This is a genomic window from Streptomyces sp. G-G2 (assembly GCF_030063135.1).
Classification (GTDB): Bacteria; Actinomycetota; Actinomycetes; order Streptomycetales; family Streptomycetaceae; genus Streptomyces.
On the sequence record NZ_JASISO010000017.1, the window covers coordinates 72,229 to 89,960 of the forward strand.

4 protein-coding genes are annotated in these 17,732 nt (G+C 73.5%); all 4 read left to right on the forward strand.

Features of this window, described 5'->3' with window-relative positions; translation table 11 throughout:
• Positions 1-33 precede the first annotated feature (33 nt).
• Positions 34-14,739 (forward strand): amino acid adenylation domain-containing protein, encoded by a 14,706-nt coding sequence (locus QMF80_RS15825; RefSeq protein ID WP_502962855.1) that lies wholly within the window; start codon positions 34-36, stop codon positions 14,737-14,739.
• 128 nt (positions 14,740-14,867) lie between these two features.
• Positions 14,868-15,941 (forward strand): hypothetical protein, encoded by a 1,074-nt coding sequence (locus QMF80_RS15830; protein ID WP_283453665.1) that lies wholly within the window; start codon positions 14,868-14,870, stop codon positions 15,939-15,941.
• A gap of 100 nt (positions 15,942-16,041) precedes the next feature.
• Positions 16,042-16,386, forward strand: a complete 345-nt coding sequence (locus tag QMF80_RS15835; RefSeq protein WP_283453666.1) for an alpha-amylase inhibitor — start codon at positions 16,042-16,044, stop codon at positions 16,384-16,386.
• A gap of 205 nt (positions 16,387-16,591) precedes the next feature.
• Positions 16,592-17,692 (forward strand): NYN domain-containing protein, encoded by a 1,101-nt coding sequence (locus QMF80_RS15840; protein ID WP_283453667.1) that lies wholly within the window; start codon positions 16,592-16,594, stop codon positions 17,690-17,692.
• The last annotated feature ends 40 nt before the right edge of the window (positions 17,693-17,732 follow it).

A 17,732-nucleotide genomic window follows, 5' to 3' on the forward strand; every position in this document is an offset into this window, starting at 1 on the left:
GACATCTGGCCGCTGTCCCCGCTCCAGAAGGGCATGCTCTTCCATGCCCTGTACGAGGAGCAGGGCGCGGATGTGTACGTCATCCAGATGGCGCTCGACCTGCGGCGCGAGCTCGACGTGGCCGCACTGCGCAATGCCGTGGCCGGCGTGCTCGGCCGCCACGAGAACCTGCGGGCGTCCTTCCGCAACCGCGCGTCGGGTGAGCCGGTCCAGGTCATCCTGCGGGACGCGGAGCCGGACTGGTGCGAGAGCGACCTCAGCGGCCTGGAGCCCGGCGAGCGCGCGGCGGAGCTCCAGCGCCTGCTCGACACCGACCGCACCCGTACGTTCGACCTCTCCCGGCCGCCACTGCGGTTCTCGCTGATCAAGCTGGCGGAGCAGGAGTACCGGTTCGTCTTCACCGCCCACCACATCCTGCTCGACGGCTGGTCCATGCCGCTTGTGCTCGGTGAGCTGATGGCGCTGTACAACAACGGCGGCGACACCGCGCAGCTGCCCCCCGTCATCCCGTACAAGGACTACCTCGGCTGGCTGGGCCGACAGGACCGAGCCGAGGCCGAGCTGGCCTGGAAGCGGGCCCTGGCGGGTACGGAGCCGACCCTGGTGGCGGGCGACGGCGCCGGAGTCGCGCTGCCCGAGACCCTCATCGAGGAGGTCTCCCCGCAGCTGTCGGCGGCGCTGATCGAGCGGGCCCGGTCCCTGGGGCTCACCCTCAACAGCGTGGTCCAGACGGCCTGGGGCATGGTGCTCGGCGGACTGACCGGCCGCGACGACGTCGTCTTCGGCGAGACGGTCTCCGGCCGCCCCCCGGAGCTGAGCGGCGTCGAGAAGATGGTCGGGCTGTTCATCAACACCCTGCCGGTGCGGCTGCGCATCGACGGCGCGCTGACGCTCGGCGAACAGGTCCGCGGCCTCCAGGACCAGCAGGCCGACCTGCTCGCCCACAAGCACCTCGGGCTGGCCGAGATCCAGCAGCTGATGGGCAGCGGGCCGCTGTTCGACGCCATCACGATCTTCGCGAACTACCCCGTCGACACGGATACCCTGCGGAACTCCGCCGAAGGGATCGGCGCGGTCGGGGCCTCCACCGTGGACGCCACGCACTACGCCCTCAACCTGGAGGGGACCGTACGCGGCGAGCGGATGACGGTCCGTCTCGACCACCGCCGGGACCTGTTCCACGAGGGCGCCGGGCGCGAGATCCTCGACCGCCTGCTGCACGTCCTGGCGGCCTTCGCCGCCGACCCCGGCCGGCCGGTCGGATCGGTGGAACTGTTCACCCCCGCCGACCGCGAACGCCTCGTGGCCTCCCCCCGCTCGGCCGCGCCCGCCGCACTCGCGGCCGGCGCCCCGGCCGGATCCGCCGCGTCCGCGGCCGATGAGCCCGCCGACGAGCGCGAGGCACTGCTGTGCCGGCTGTTCGCCGACGTGCTCGGCGTCGAGTCCGTATCCGTCCACGACAGCTTCTTCGAGCGCGGCGGCGACTCCATCAGCTCGATCCAGCTGGCGCACCGGGCCCGCAAGGAAGGCCTGACGCTGAGCCTGCGCCAGATCTTCGAGCACAAGACCGTCGCGCGGCTCGCCGCGCTCGCCGACGCCCCGCGACCCGCGCGGGCCCCCGCGGACGACGGCACCGGACCGGTGGAGCTCACGCCGGTCATGCACTGGCAGCAGGCCCAGGGCGGTCCCGTCGACGCCTTCAACCAGACCATGACCGTGCCGGTCCCGGCGGGCCTCGACGAGACCCGCGTCCGCGCGGCCGTGCAGGCGCTCCTCGACCACCACGACGCCCTGCGCATGCGGCTCGGCAGTGGTTCCCGGGGCTGGGAGCTGGAGATCGCGGCCCGCGGCGCGGTACGCGCCGAGGACTGCGTCCAGCGCTGCGAGTTCACCGACGAGGACACCGCGGCGGCGCGGGTACGGGCCGCCACGGAGCGGCTCGCACCCGCCGAGGGCCGCATGGTCCAGGCCGTCTGGTTCGACGCCGGAGCCGACGCCGAGGGCCGACTGGCCCTGGTCGTCCACCACCTGGTGGTCGACGGCGTCTCCTGGCGCATCCTGCTGCCGGACCTCGAGGCCGCGTTCGCCGCGCTGGCGGCGGGTGAGGCCGTACGCCTGGAGCCGGCCGGGACCTCGTTCCGGCGCTGGACCCAGGAACTGGCGAAGGAGGCCCGTTCCGCGTCACGCGTCGGCGAGCGGGACCTGTGGCGCTCGGTGCTGGCCACCGGGGACCCGCTGCTGGCCGACCGCCGGACCGACCCCGCCCGCGACGTGGTCGGCGTGGGACGGCAGCTGACCGTGACCCTGCCCGCCCCGGTGACCGAGTCGCTGCTGAGCCGGGTTCCGGCGCTGTTCCACGCCGGTCCCGACGAGGTGCTGCTCACCGGACTGGCGCTGGCGGTGGCCCGCTGGCGGCGCGAGCGCGGCCGCGGTGAGGGCTCCGCCGTCCTGGTGGGGCTGGAGGGCCACGGCCGGGAGGAGATCGCCGACGGCGTGGACCTCTCCCGTACGGTCGGCTGGTTCACCAGCCTCTACCCCGTCGCGGTCGACCCGGGCGCGCTGGCGCAGGACGAGCTGTGGTCCGGCGGCGCGGCCCTCGGACAGGCCTTCAAGGCGGTCAAGGAGCAGCTGCGGGCCATTCCCGACAAGGGGATCGGCTACGGCCTGCTGCGCCACCTCAACCCGGAGACCGGCCCGGAACTGGCCGGGTACGCCGAGCCGCAGATCGGCTTCAACTACCTCGGCCGACTGGGCCGGGCCGACGCCGGGGACGCCGCCCGTGCCGACACCGTACGGGTCCGCGACCTGACGGGCGCCGGGGACGCGGCGATGCCGCTGGCGTACACCCTGGAGCTGAACGCGGCGGCCGTGGAGCACCCCGAGGGGCAGCGACTGGTCGCCTCCTGGACCTGGTCCGGCGAACTCCTCGCCGAGGACGAGGTCCGCGAGATCGCCGCCCTGTGGTTCCGGGCGCTGGAGGCCCTGGCCGCGCACGCCGCGCTCCCGGACGCCGGTGGTCTGACCCCCTCGGACCTGCCGCTGGTCACCGTCTCGCAGGGCGAGATCGAGCGGCTGGAAGCCGCCCCCACCGGGCTCGCGGACCTCCTGCCGCTGTCCCCGCTCCAGGAAGGCCTGCACTTCCACGGCCTGTACGACGAGGCGGCATCGGACGTCTACACGATCCAGTCCGTCCTGGAACTGCACGGTCCCGTGGAGGCCGATGCGCTGCACCGGGCCGCCCGCGCCCTGCTGCGCCGCCACGACAACCTGCGCGCCCACTTCGTGGAGGGCGCGGCGGGCCGCACCCTCCAGGCGGTCCCCGCCCGCGTCGAACTCCCGTGGACACAAGCCGACTTCAGTGATCTGGGCGAGCGTGCGGCGGCCGAGCGGGTCGAGGGCCTGCTCGCCGAGGACCGGGCGCTGCGCTTCGACCTGTCCCGGCCTCCGCTGGTCCGCTGCACGCTGATCCGGCTCGGCGAGGACCGGCACCGCTTCGTCCTCACCGTCCACCACATCGCCGTCGACGGCTGGTCGATGCCGCTGCTCGTCCGGGACCTCTTCCAGCTGTACGGGGAGTACCGGCGCGGCGGCGACGAGAGCGCCCTGCCGCCCGTCACCCCCTACAAGGAGTACCTGGGCTGGCTGGCCGCCCAGGACCGTACGGCGTCCGACGAGGCCTGGCGCGCGGCGCTCGCCGGGATCGAGGAGGTCACCCTCATCGCCCCCGCGGCGGACGGCGCCGGGGAACCGGCCGTCCCCGAGCGCGTGACCACGGAGGTCCCGGACGAGCTGGCCGCCGCGCTCACCGCAGCGGCCCGGCAGCACGGGCTGACGGTCAACACGCTGGTACAGGGCGCGTGGAGCCTGGTGCTCTCGGCGCTGACCGGCCGCGGCGACGTGGTGTTCGGCGCGACGGTCTCGGGCCGCCCGCCGGAGCTCGGCGGCGTGGAGAACATGATCGGCCTGTTCATCAACACCCTGCCGGTGCGGCTGGACATCGACCACAGCCTCACGCTGTCCGGTCTCTTCCAGCGGCTCCAGGAGGAGCAGTCGCGGCTGATGGCCCACCAGTACCTGGGACTCGCCGACGTCCAGCGCCTGGCCGGAACCGGTGAACTCTTCGACACGCTCGTGGTGTTCGAGAACTACCCGGTGGAGTCCGAGCCGCTGGAGAAGGCCGCGCAGGAGCTCGGTGTCGTCGACGCCGAGGTGCGCGACGCCGTCCACTACCCGCTGGCCCTGCTGGCGGCCCAGCGCGGCGAGCGGATCACGGTGGACTGGTCCTACCGGCCGGACCTGCTGGACCGGGACCGGCTGCTCGCCGTCGCCGAGCGCTTCCTCGGCGTACTGCGGGAGTTCGCCGCCGACCCCGGCCGTCCCGTCGCGGAGCTCGACCTGCTGACCGGTGCCGAGCGGCAGCGCCTGCTGGTGGAGTGGAACGACAGCGAGGCCGCGGTCCCCCCCGGTTCGGTGACCGAACTCTTCGAGGCCCGCGCCGCCGGGACCCCGGACGCGCTCGCCCTCGTCACCGAGGACCGGGAGCTGTCGTACGGGGAACTCGACGCCCGGGCGAACCGGATGGCCCACTGGCTGCGCGCCCGCGGAGCGGGCCCCGAGACGTTCGTCGCCGTACTGCTGCCCCGCTCCGCCGACCTGATCGTGGCCCTGCTCGCCGTGCTCAAGGCGGGGGCGGCCTACGTGCCGGTCGACCCCACGCTCCCGGCGGACCGGATCGCCTACATGCTGGAGGACGCCGCACCGGTCCTCACGCTGACCGGGGACGAGATCGCCGCCGCCGCACTGGAGACCTACCCGGCCACGGCGCCGGGCGTGACGCGGCTGCCCTCGCAGGCCTCGTACGTCATCTACACCTCGGGCTCCACCGGACGGCCGAAGGGCGTCGTGGTCCCCGGCGGTGCGATGAGCAACCTGCTCGCCGCGGTGCAGCAGCGGCTGCGGCTCACCCCGGCGGACCGGCTGGCGGCGCTGGCCACGGTCAGCTTCGACATCGCGGTCATGGAGCTCTTCGTTCCGCTGGTCAACGGCGCCGCGGTGGTCCTCGCCGGTTCGGAGACGGTGAAGAACCCCGAAGAGCTGGCCGCGCTGACCGCCCGGACCGGGGCGACCGTGATGGAGGCGCCCCCGAGCCTGTGGCACGTACTGGAGAGCACCGTCCCCGACGCGCTGCGCGGGCTGCACAAGGTCACCGCGGGCGAGGCACTCCCCGCCGACCTGGCCCGTCGGCTGTGTGCGCTGGGCGGCACGCTGACGAACCTGTACGGCCCCACCGAGACGACGGTCTACTCCACCGGCACCGAGATCGACGGCGCCGGACCGGTCACCATCGGCGGTCCGGTCGCCAACACCAGGGTGTACGTCCTGGACGCGGCCCTGCGCCCGGTCCTGCCCGGCGTCGCCGGTGAGCTGTACATCGCGGGGGCCGGTGTGGCCCGCGGGTACCACGGCCGCCGCGCGCTGACGGCGGAGCGGTTCGTGGCCGACCCGTTCGGCCCGGCCGGTACGCGGATGTACCGCACCGGCGACCTGGTGCGCTGGACCGACGGGGGACGGATCGACTACCTCGGCCGCACCGACTTCCAGGTGAAACTGCGCGGCTTCCGGATCGAACTCGGCGAGATCGAGGAGGTGCTGAACGGGCACGCCGACGTCGGCCGTGCCGTGGCCGGGGTACGCGAGGACCGGCCCGGGGACAAGCGCCTGGTCGCCCACGTGATGCCGGCCGAAGGCCGCACCGTGGACCCGGCCGCACTGCGCGGCCACGTCGCGGACGCGCTGCCCGGCTACATGGTCCCGGCGGCGTTCGTGGTGCTCGACCGGCTGCCGCTGACCCCGAACGGGAAGGTCGACCGGAAGGCGCTGCCCGCCCCCGAGTTCCGCGCGGACGAGGCCTCGGGCTCGCCGCGCACGGAGGCGGAGGAGACCCTCGCGGCGCTCTACGCCGAAGTCCTCGGCGTGGAGCGGGTCGGTGTCGACGACAGCTTCTTCGCGCTCGGCGGCGACAGCATCCTCACCATCCAGCTGGTCAGCCGTGCCCGTCGGGCCGGCCTGCACTTCAGCCCGCGCGACGTGTTCGCCGCGAAGACCGTGGAGGCCCTCGTCGCGGCGGTGGAGGCGGTGCGCGAGAAGGACGCCGCGCCGGCGCCCGTGACGGGTGACGGCGTCGGGGACGTCCCGCTGACGCCGATCGTCCACTGGATCCGCGAACGCGGCGGAGCCATCGACCAGTTCAACCAGACGATGTCCCTCCCGGTCCCCCCGGGCGCGGACGCCGCCCTGGTGACCGCGGCGCTCCAGGCGGTCCTCGACCACCACGACGCCCTGCGGATGACCCTGTCCCGGATCGGGGACGACTTCGGCTGGTCGCAGGAGACCGCCCCGGCCGGCACCGTCCGCGCCGAGGACCACGTCCACCGCGTGGACGCGGCCGCCCTGATCGCCTCCGGCCTGACGGAGGCGGAGCTCGACGCCCGCGCCACCCGGGAGATCACCGGGGCCCAGGGCCGCCTGGACCCCGGAGCCGGTGCGATGGTCCAGTGCGTCTGGTTCGACGGGGGCGCCGACGCCCCCGGCCGGCTGACCGTCGTCGCGCACCACCTGGTCGTCGACGGCGTGTCCTGGCGGATCCTGCTGCCCGACCTGGAAGCCGCCTTCGAGGCGCTGACGGCGGGCCGGCCGGTGACGCTGGAACCGGTCGGCACCTCTTTCCGCCGCTGGTCGCAGCAGCTGACCGAACTGGCCGGTGCGCCGGACCGGATGCGGGAGCTCGCCCTGTGGCGCGGGATCCTCGACGGGCCGGACCCGCTGCTGACGCCCCGCCCGCTGGACCCCTCCCGGGACACCTTCGGCTCGGCCGCCTCGCTCAGCCTGAACCTGCCCGCCGCCCTGACCCAGCCCCTGCTGGGCCGCATCCCCGCGCTGTTCAACGCCGGGATCAACGACGTCCTGCTGACCGCGCTGGCGCTGGCCGTCACCGACTGGCGGGAGCGCTCCGGACGCGGCGCGGGAGCGGACGTCCTGATCGACCTCGAGGGACACGGCCGCGAGGAGATCACCGACGGCGTGGACCTCTCCCGTACCGTCGGTTGGTTCACCAGCCTCTACCCGCTGCGCCTGACCCCGGGCGAAACCCCGTCCGACGAGCTGTGGGCGGGCGGCCCGGGCGCCGGGCGGGCGGTCAAGCGGATCAAGGAGCAGCTGCGGGCCCTGCCGGACAACGGCATCGGCTTCGGCCTGCTGCGCCACCTCAACCCGCAGACCGCCCAGGTCCTGGGCCGGTACGCGCAGCCCCAGATCGGCTTCAACTACCTGGGACGGCTGGGCGCCGCCGAGGAGGCCGCCCCCACCGGGCGGCCGGAGGTCGAGCACGACCTGTCGGGCGTGGCCGACGCGGGCATGGCCCTGCCCCACGCGGTGGACCTCACCGCGACGGCCGTCACCTACCCCGACGGGCCGCACCTGGTCGCCCACTGGATCTGGGCCCAGGAACTCTTCTCCGACGAGGACGTACGCGACCTCGCCGAGACCTGGTTCCGGGCCCTGGAGGCCCTCGTCCTGCACGCCGAGGGCAACCAGGGGGCGGGCGGCCTCAGCCCGTCCGACCTCACCCTCGTCACGCTCGGACAGGACGAGATCGACCGGCTGGAATCCGCGCAGAGCGGGATCAGCGACGTACTGCCGCTCTCCCCGCTCCAGGAGGGGCTGCTCTTCCACGCCCTCTACGACGAGCGCGGAGCCGACATCTACACCACGCTCCTCGCCTTCGACCTGCGCGGCGAACTCGACGCCGGCACGCTGCGCGAGGCGGCCGCGGCCCTGCTCCGCAGGCACGACAACCTGCGCGCGGCCTTCCGGCCCGGCGCCTCCGGCCAGTCGCTCCAGGTCATCCCCCGCGAGGTGGACCTGCCCTGGCACGAGGTGGACCTGAGCGCGCTGGACGAGGCCGGACGCGAGCGGGAGCTGGACCGGCTGACGCAGCGCGCCCTGGCCGAGCGCTTCGACCCGCGCCGGGCACCGCTGCTGCGCTTCACCCTCGTCAAGGTGGGCGCCGAGGCACACCGCCTCATGCTCGCCAACCACCACATCCTCTTCGACGGCTGGTCCGGGCCGGTCCTGTCCGGCGAGCTCTTCGAGCTCTACCGCACCGGCGGCGACGACTCCGGCCTGCCGCGCGTCACCCCGTACAAGCAGTACCTGGCCTGGCTCGCGGCTCAGGACCGGCCCGCCGCCGAGCAGGCCTGGCGCCGGGCACTCGACGGGGTCGACGAGCCCACGCTCGTCGCCCCCTCGGACCCGGCCCGCGCGCCGATGCGCCCCCGGGTGCTGGAGGTGCGGGTCCCCGCCGCGACGACGGCCGCCCTCACCGCGCGGGCGCGCCGCCACGGACTGACCAAGAACACCGTGATCCAGGGCGCCTGGGGCCTGCTCCTGTCCGGTCTCACCGGACGCGACGACGTGCTCTTCGGCGAGACGGTGAACGGCCGCCCGGCCGAGCTCCCCGGAGTGGAGTCCATGGTGGGCCTCTTCATCAACACCCTGCCCGTACGGGTGCGGATCGAGCGAGGGGACTCGTTGCTGGCCCTCTTCACCCGGCTCCAGGAGCAGCAGTACGACCTCCTGCCGCACAAGTACCTCGGCCTCACCGACATCCAGCGGATCGCGGGCACCGGAGCGCTCTTCGACACCTCCACCGAGTTCAGCAACTACCCGGTCGACGCGGAGAACCTGGAGGAGACCGCCGAGGGGCTCGGGATCGTCGACGCCCAGATCCAGGACGGCACCCACTACCCGCTGGCGCTGGGCGTCACGGACGGACAGCTGATCACCCTCAGGATCGACTACCGCGCCGACCTGTTCGACGACGAGACGGCCCGCGCCCTCGCCGAGCGGCTCCAGCTGATCCTGGAGCGCTTCGCCGCCGACCCGGGACAGCTCGTCGACTCCCTCGACCCGCTGTCCGCCGCCGAGCGGCACACCCTGCTCGTCGAGTGGAACGACACGGCCCGCGCCGTGCCGTCCGCGGGCGTCGCCGAGCTGTTCCGCGCCCAGGCCGCCCGTACCCCCGACGCCCCCGCCGTCGTCTTCGGCGCCGAACGGCTCGACTACCGCGGGCTGGACGAGCGCTCCGACCGGCTGGCCGGGCGCCTCGCCGCGCTCGGAGTGGGCCCGGAGACCCCCGTCGCCGTGCTGATGGAACGCTCCGCCGACCTCCCGGTCGCGCTGCTGGCCGTCCTCAAGGCGGGCGGCGCGTACGTGCCGCTGCGCGACACCGACCCGGTGACGCGGCTGCGGCACGTCGTGGACGACACGGGCGCACCGGTCGTCATCACCGACCGCGCCCTCGCCGCGCGCGCCGCGGAACTCGGCGTCCACGTCCTGCCCGCACACGAGGACACCCCGGCCGAGGCGCCGCGGGTGAGCGTCCTCCCGGACCAGCTCGCCTACATCATGTTCACCTCCGGCTCCACCGGCCTGCCCAAGGGCGTGGAGATCACCCAGCGGGACGTCGTCGAGCTCGCCCTCGACCGGCGCTGGGAGGGCGACGCCCACCAGCGGGTGCTCCTGCACTCCCCGACCGCCTTCGACGCCTCCACGTACGAACTGTGGGTCCCGCTGCTCACCGGCGGCTGCGTGGTCGTCGCCCCGCCCCGGGAACTCGACGTCGCGGGCCTGGAGCGCGTCCTCACCGAACACCGGGTCACCGGACTCTGGCTCACCGCCGGACTGTTCCGACTGGTCGCCGACGAGGCACCGGGCGCCCTGGCAGCGGTGCGCGAGGTGTGGACGGGCGGCGACGTGGTACCGGCCGAGGCGGTCCGGCGGATCCGCGAGGCCTGCCCCGCCACCGTCGTGGCCGACGGCTACGGGCCGACCGAGACGACCACCTTCGCCCTCGGCCACGTCATCGCGGCCGACGAGCCCGTACCGGCCCACGTACCCGTCGGACGACCGCTCGACAACATGCGCGTGTACGTCCTGGACGCGGCGCTGCGCCCCGTCCCGGTCTCCGTCGCGGGCGAGCTGTACATCGCGGGCGGCGGACTCGCCCGCGGCTACACGCACCGGGCGGCGCTCACCGCCGAGCGCTTCGTGGCCGACCCCTTCGGCCCCGCGGGCTCCCGGATGTACCGCACCGGGGACCTGGCCCGCTGGACCGGCGACGGCGTCGTCGAGTTCGTCGGCCGCGCCGACGAACAGGTCAAGCTGCGCGGCTTCCGCATCGAACCGGGCGAGATCGAGGACCGGCTGGCACGCCACCCCGACGTCGCCCAGGCCGCGGTGATCGTGCGCGAGGACCGGCCGGGCGACAAGCGCCTCGTCGGATACGTCGTCGGGACCGGGTCCGTGGACACCGGCGCGCTCAAGGAGTACCTGAGCGGCGAACTGCCGGACTACATGGTGCCCTCGGCCCTGGTGGCCGTCGCCGGCCTGCCGCTCACCGCCAACGGCAAGACCGACCGCAGGGCCCTGCCCGCTCCCGACTACGGCAGCGCGGCCGCACTGCGCGCCCCGCGCGACGAGCGGGAGACGGCGCTGTGCGCCCTGTACGCCGACATCCTCGGCGTGGCGGAGGTCGGCATCGACGACAGCTTCTTCGACCTGGGCGGCCACTCGCTGCTCGCGACCAGGCTCGTCAACCGCATCCGTACCGGCTTCGGGGCCGAAGTACCCGTGCGCGCCGTGTTCGAGGCACCCACGGTGGCGGCCCTCGCCGCCCGGCTGACCGATGCCGACACGGCGCGGCTGCGCCTGGCACCGGGCGAACGGCCGGCCGTGATCCCGCTGTCCCACGCCCAGCGCAGGCTGTGGTTCATCGACTCGGTCGAGGACACCACCGGCTCGTACAACATCCAGCTCGCCGTACGGCTGCTGGGCGAACCGGACCCGGACGCGATGCGGGCGGCGCTCGCCGACGTCATCGACCGCCACGAGAGCCTGCGCACCGTCTTCCCCGCCGAGGCGGGCGTACCGCGCCAGCGGATCCTCTCCGCCGACGAGTACGAGTTCACCCTCGACACCCGCACGGTGACCGAGGCGGAACTGGACGGCGAACTGAGCGCGCTGGCGGTGTCGGACTTCGACCTGACGGCGGACCTCCCGCTGCGCGCCCGCCTGCTGCGGCTGGCGCCCCGCGAGCACGTCCTGGCGCTCGTGCTGCACCACATCGCCGGCGACGGCTCCTCGCTCGCCCCGCTGGCCCGCGACCTGGGAACCGCCTACGCGGCCCGCGCGGCAGGCCGGGCACCCGAGTTCGCGCCGCTGCCGGTCCAGTACGCCGACTACGCCCTGTGGCAGCGGCGCAGCCTCGGCGACGAGGACGACCCGGAGAGCGCCTTCGGGCAACAGCTCGGCCACTGGCGCACGGCTCTCGCCGGACTGCCGGAGGAGCTGGAACTCCCCTTCGACCGGCCGCGCGCCGCCGAAGCGGGTACGGCCGGCGGACAGGTGCCGCTGCCGATCCCGGCGGAGCTCGCGCGGGGGGTGCGCCGGCTGGCCGCCGAGAGCGGCGCCAGCCTGTTCATGGTGCTGCACGCCGCCGTCGCGGCCCTGCTGCACCGCCTCGGAGCCGGGACCGACATCCCGCTCGGCACCGTGGTCGCCGGCCGCGGCGACGAAGCCCTCGAGGAACTCGTCGGCTTCTTCGTCAACACGCTGGTCCTGCGCACCGACCTCTCCGGCGACCCGGCCTTCCGGGAGCTGGTGGAGCGCGCCAAGGCGGCCGACCTGGCGGCCTTCTCCCACCAGGACGTGCCCTTCGAACGGCTGGTGGAGGAGCTCAACCCGGTGCGGACGCTGTCCCGCAACCCGCTGTTCCAGGTCGCGATCAGCCTGGAGAACAACGAGGAGGCGGACCTGTCGCTGCCGGGCCTGACCCTGGCACCGCAGCCGACGGACGCGGAGGTCGCCAAGTTCGACCTCTCCTTCAGCTTCGGCGAGGAACACCTGCCCGACGGGACGACCCTCCTGGGAGGCCGACTCGAGTACAGCACCGCCCTGTTCGAGCGCTCCACGGCCGAGGCCTTCGCCGAGCGGCTGGTGCGCCTGCTGGAAGGCGCGGTCGCCGACCCCGGCACGCCCGTCGGCGCGCTCGACCTGCTCAGCCCGCGGGAGGAATCCCTCCTCGGCGAGGTCAACGACACGGCGCGGGACCTCCCGCAGGACACCGTCCACGCCCTGTTCGCGGCGCGCGCCGCCCGCACCCCGCGGGCCGTGGCCCTCACCGGCGCCGGAGAGCGGCTCGACTGCGCGGAGCTCGACGCCCGTGCCAACGCGCTGGCCCGTCGCCTGATCGACGCGGGCGTCGCCCCCGGCGACCGGGTGGCGATCCTCCAGGAACGTTCGGTGGCCCTGGTGGTGTCCACCCTGGCCGTGCTGAAGGCGGGGGCGGCGTACGTACCGCTCGACGCCCGCCACCCGGTGCCGCGCCTGGAGGGCATCGTGGAGGAGACCCGGTGCCGGGTGCTCCTCGTCGACCGGGCGATGGCCGGGGTGGAGTTCCGCCACGACGCCGAGGCGCTGACCGTCGATCCCGTCGACGGATCCGGCCCGGCGGACGGGTACGACACCACCGACCCCGACGTGCCCGGGCACCCCGACCAGCTGGCGTACATCATGTACACCTCCGGATCGACGGGCCGGCCCAAGGGCATCGGCGTCACCCACCGCAACGTCGTCGCCCTCGCGGCCGACGACCGGTGGACGAGCGGCCACGAGCGGATCCTGCTGCACTCGCCGCACGCCTTCGACGCCTCGACGTACGAGATGTGGGCGCCCCTGCTGGGCGGCGGGCGGGTCGTGGTGGCGCCCCCGGGCCAGCTCGACGCGGACCGGCTCCGCGCGCTGATCGCGGACGACGGCCTCACCGCCGTGTTCATGACCACCGCCTTGTTCAACCTGCTGGCCGAGGAGGACCCGGGCGTCTTCGCCGGGCTCGCCGAGATCTGGACCGGCGGCGAACAGGTCTCCCCGGCCGCCTTCCAGCGGGTGCTCGACGCCTGCCCGGACACCGCGGTGGTGAACGTATACGGCCCCACCGAGACCACCGTGTACGCGACCTGCCACCCGCTGCGCGCCCCGCACCGGGTCGGCCGCACCGTGCCGATCGGCCGCCCGATGGACAACCAGCGCGCCTACGTCCTGGACGACCGTCTGCGCCCCGCTGCGACCGGCGTGAGCGGCGAGCTCTACCTGGCGGGCGCGGGCGCGGCGCGCGGCTACTTCGGGCTGCCGGGCATGACCGCGGAACGGTTCGTGCCCGACCCGTACGGGACGGCGGGCGAGCGCATGTACCGCACCGGCGACGTCGTGCGCTGGAACGCCGGGGGAGCGATCGAGTTCGTCGGCCGGGCCGACCACCAGGTGAAGATCAGGGGCCTGCGCATCGAACTCGGCGAGATCGAGTCCGCCCTGGAGGGCCTCCCCGAGGTCTCCCGGGTCCTGGTGACCGTGTGGGAGGAACAACCCGGGAACAAGAAGCTGGTGGCCTACGTCGTTCCGGTCGCGGGCGCCGGGACCTCCGGGCTGCGGGGGGCGCTCGCCCAGCGCCTCCCGGACTACATGGTCCCGTCGGCGTTCGTCGTCCTGGACGGCCTTCCCCTGAACGCGACCGGGAAGATCGACCGCAAGGCCCTGCCCGCCCCGGACTTCGGCCCCGCGGCCGGCGGCCGGGGACCGCGCAACCCGCGCGAGGAGCTGCTCTGCCGGCTCTGGGCCGAACTGCTCAAGCTGGACCGGGTCGGCATCGACGACAACTTCTTCGAACTCGGCGGCGACAGCATCGTCTCCATCCAGCTGACCAGCCGGATCCGCTCCGTGTTCGGCGTGGCGCTGTCCAACCGGGCGGTCTTCCAAGCCCCCACGGTGGCCGCCCTGATGGACCTGATGGGCGCCGGCGGACAGCAGGAGGACTCCTTCGACGTGGTGCTGCCCCTGCGTACCGGGGGAGGAGCGCCCCCGCTGTTCTGCCTGCACCCGGTGGGCGGCGTCAGCTGGATGTACTCCGGGCTGATGCGCCACATCGACGGAGACCGCCCGATCTACGGGATCCAGGCCCGCGGCCTGGCCCGCGAGGAGGAACTGCCCACGTCGATACCGCAGATGGCCGAGGACTACGTGGAGCGGATCCGCGAGGTCCAGCCCGTCGGCCCGTACCACCTGCTGGGCTGGTCGATGGGCGCCCTGTTGGCCCACGAGGTGGCCGTGCAGCTCCAGCGCCAGGGCCAGGCCGTCGCGCTGCTGGCCAACCTCGACCAGGTGCCCGTGACGTTGGAGGAACTGGGCGGCGAGTACGTCGTGGCCGACGAACAGAAGGTCCTCCTGGCCCTGCTGGACTTCGTCGGGCGAGACCCGGGGATGTTCGGGGACGGCCCGCTGGAGTACGACGCGGTCATGGCGGTCCTGCGCGACGAGGGCAGCGCCCTCGCGACCTTCGACGACGAGCACATCCTGCGGATCGGCGCGGTGAACAACAACAACTGGGGCCTGACCGTCGACTACCGGCCCGGCGTCTTCGAAGGCGACGTGCTGCTCTTCGTCTCCACGCGGGACGACGAGCACCCCGACGACAAGGCGGAGCACTCCCTGGGCGGACTCCGCCCGTACGTGAGCGGCGCCATCGAGGTCCTGGAGGTCGACTGCGAACACCGCCAGCTGCTCCAGGCCGGACCGGTCGCCGAGATCGGCCGCGCCGTCCAGGAGAGGCTCCGCGGCGCGCGGGACTGATCCGCACGGCCCCGCGGGCCCTCCTGCCGCCGCCCGGTGGCCGAGCCCCGGGATCTGCCGTTCGGCAGATGTGCGCCGCACCCCCGCACGGAATGCTGGTTCCAGAACAACCGAGGAGGCACAGCACCATGACACAGGTGACCGAAAGCGCGGCGTTGCCGCGACAGGCGCGTACCCCGGGCGCCGTGCGCCGCCGACTGGCCGGCTGGCCGGGCTGGATCGGGTACGCGGCCTTCCTGGTGCTGCTGGCCTACGGACTGGCCCAGACGTACTGGGCCCTGGGCGGATCCGGCTTCCCCTTCGGAGCCGACGACGCCAACCCCGAGTACTCGGCCTTCGAACACGTGGGCCGGGCGCGGCTCGCCCCGTGGCTCGCCGCCGGGTTCCTGCTCAGCGCCGGGGTGGCGCTGCTCCTGGCCCTGCCCGGGCGCCGCCGGATCCCCACCCCGGTCCTGCTCGGCGCCACGGCCGCCTCCGGAGCCTGCGTCTTCTTCACGCTGGCCGACTTCCGCATCCTCGGGAACCTGGCCTACGTCTTCATGCTGAAGTTCAGCGCCATCAACTGGACGGTGATCAACCAGCTGTTCGCCGTGGTCGCGGTGGCGCTGATGGCCGCGTCCGCGATCGCCTACCAGCGCCGGACCACCGACGCCTGCGGCAACTGCGGCCGCACCGAGGCCGGCGCCGAATGGACCTCGCCGGCCTCCGCCGCGCGCTGGGGCCGCAAGGCCGCGTACACCGCGGTCGCCGTACCGCTCGTGTACGCCACCACCCGCTGGGCCTGGGCCCTCGGTTACCCGCTGGGGATCTCCGACAAGCTGTGGCAGGAGGGCAAGGCGGACCACCTCTGGATCTTCGGCGCGGCCCTCGCCACGATGGGCGCCCTCGGCTCCCTGCTGACCCTGGGGCTGGTGCAGCGCTGGGGCGAGGTCTTCCCGCGCTGGATGGTGGGGCTGCGGGGCAAGCGGGTGCCGATCAGCCTGGCGGTCATCCCGGCCTGGCTGGTCTCCCTCATGGTGACGATCGCCGGAGTCATGTACATCCGCCTGCACTTCCAGGGAGCCTTCGACAACCAGAAGGACGACTGGGGCGCCACCGTTCCCGAGACGGTCTGGCCCGTGTGGGGCATCGCGCTGGCGGCGGCGGCCCTCGCCTACTATTTCCGGCGGCGCGGCACGTGCGGGCACTGCGAGCGCGGCTGACCCGGTGCCCTCGAAGTTTCTGATCCAGCGTTGAGCGGACCGGTCTGCCTCGGTGAGAGTGAAGGCGAGGCAATTGCCCGTAAACAGATGAGATGAGATCATGCGTAAATATGCTTCAGGCATCGCCGCGGCGGCCCTGGCGGGTACGGCACTGCTGGGCGTCGGCCAGGCCCACGCGGCCCCCGCCCCGGCTGCCCCCGCCGCAGCGGCCGCCCCCGCGCCGAGCTGTGTCAAGGGGACGTCAGCGGTCATCTTCTTCCGGTTCGTGACCGTCTGGATGACCAACAACTGTACGACCGCGCAGCGGGTCAAGCCGACGTGGAACTACGAGATGGTTCCGGCGCCCGACTGCTACGAGATCCAGCCCGGCCAGGAGGCGCAGTTCCAGAAGGACGTGCCGATCATGGGAACCAGCTGGAAGTTCCAGAGCCTCGTCAGCTGCTGATGCCCCCGCGTCCCTGATCGCCACCCAGTTCCGGCGGTTTCCGGTCCGAACCCCCGCGGACCGGGAGCCGCCTTCCCCATGTGCGCCCGCCCTTGCGGCCGCGCCGGATCTGCCGATCGGCAGATGTGCCGGGACGCCCCGCGCGGCAGCCTTGATCCCACGACGACAGATACCGCTTCGAGCGGTGAATCAGAGGAAGTCCGTCATGCCGAACACAGCCACCGCAATGCGTACCGGGGAGACCTCCCCGGATGTCGTGCCCCGTCGGCGCTGGTGGTCCGCCTGGCCGGACCGGGCCGGATACCTGGCGGTCGTGTGGTCGGCGCTCTACGGGGCGGCGGCGCTGTACTGGGCCCTCGGCGGGGACGGCTACCCCTTCCAGCGGGTCGACGAGGACCGCTCGTCGGGATCGATCCTGGAGCCGAGCCGGGCCGAGGTGGTCGCCCCGGTGCTGGCCGTGTTCTGCGCCCTCGGCGTGGTCGTAGGCCTCCTGATGCTGAGGAACCTCGGGGCCGGCCGGATCCGCAAGGCCCTGCTCGCCTACGGGTGGGTGGCCGGCGTCGCCCTGACCCTCCTGATCCCCGACTACTCGCTGCTCGGCCTGCTGGCGTTCTCCCCGGCGCTGCTCGTGTTCGCCTTCACCGGGGTGCCGGGCCCGCAGGACATGGGCGACATCCTGTACTGGCACCGCGGGAACCTGATGATCGTCTTCATCGGCGGGCTGCTGTGGGTCGCCGCGACGCTCGCGTACCAGCGGCGCACCAACGGGCAGTGCGTGCACTGCGGCCGGGCCCCGCACGGCCCCGGCGCCTGGACCGACCCCGTCAGGCTGCGCACCTGGGGGCACCGGGCGGTCTACCTGGCCGTGCTCTCGACCCTCCCGTACGACGTCACCCGCATCGCCTGGTACTTCGGCTGGCCGCTCGGCATCACCGACGGGTTCCTGAAGGAGATGCAGGACACGCCCAACATGCTGGAGATGGGACTCGCGCTGGGAGTGCTGTCGACCCTGGGCAGCCTGATGATGCACGGGCTGGTCGCCAGGTGGGGCGAGGTGTGGCCGCGCTGGGTGTGGTTCAAGAAGGGCCGGACGATCCACCCGGCGACCGCCATCATCCCGGCCGGGTTCGTCGCGGTCGTGCTCATTCCCGCGGGCCTGATGGCGGTGCGCGGCTTCGAGTTGACCTCGTGGGGGATCACGGGCCCCGCGGTCCTGTGGGTGGTCTGGGGCGCCGCCCTGGGCGCCGCCACCTACCTGTACCAACTGCGCCGCCGCGGCGTCTGCCGCAGCTGCGGCCAGCGATGACGGCCGGTCGGTCATCGGCCCCGGTACGCGGAACGGCCCG

What these genes read in the sequence shown, in the direction of transcription:
- QMF80_RS15840 (WP_283453667.1), top strand. Translation starts at nt 16,592, where the DNA reads ATGCCGAACACAGCCACCGCAATGCGTACCGGGGAGACCTCCCCGGAT.
- QMF80_RS15825 (WP_502962855.1), top strand. Translation starts at nt 34, where the DNA reads ATGCTCTTCCATGCCCTGTACGAGGAGCAGGGCGCGGATGTGTACGTC.
- QMF80_RS15835 (WP_283453666.1), top strand. Translation starts at nt 16,042, where the DNA reads ATGCGTAAATATGCTTCAGGCATCGCCGCGGCGGCCCTGGCGGGTACG.
- QMF80_RS15830 (WP_283453665.1), top strand. Translation starts at nt 14,868, where the DNA reads ATGACACAGGTGACCGAAAGCGCGGCGTTGCCGCGACAGGCGCGTACC.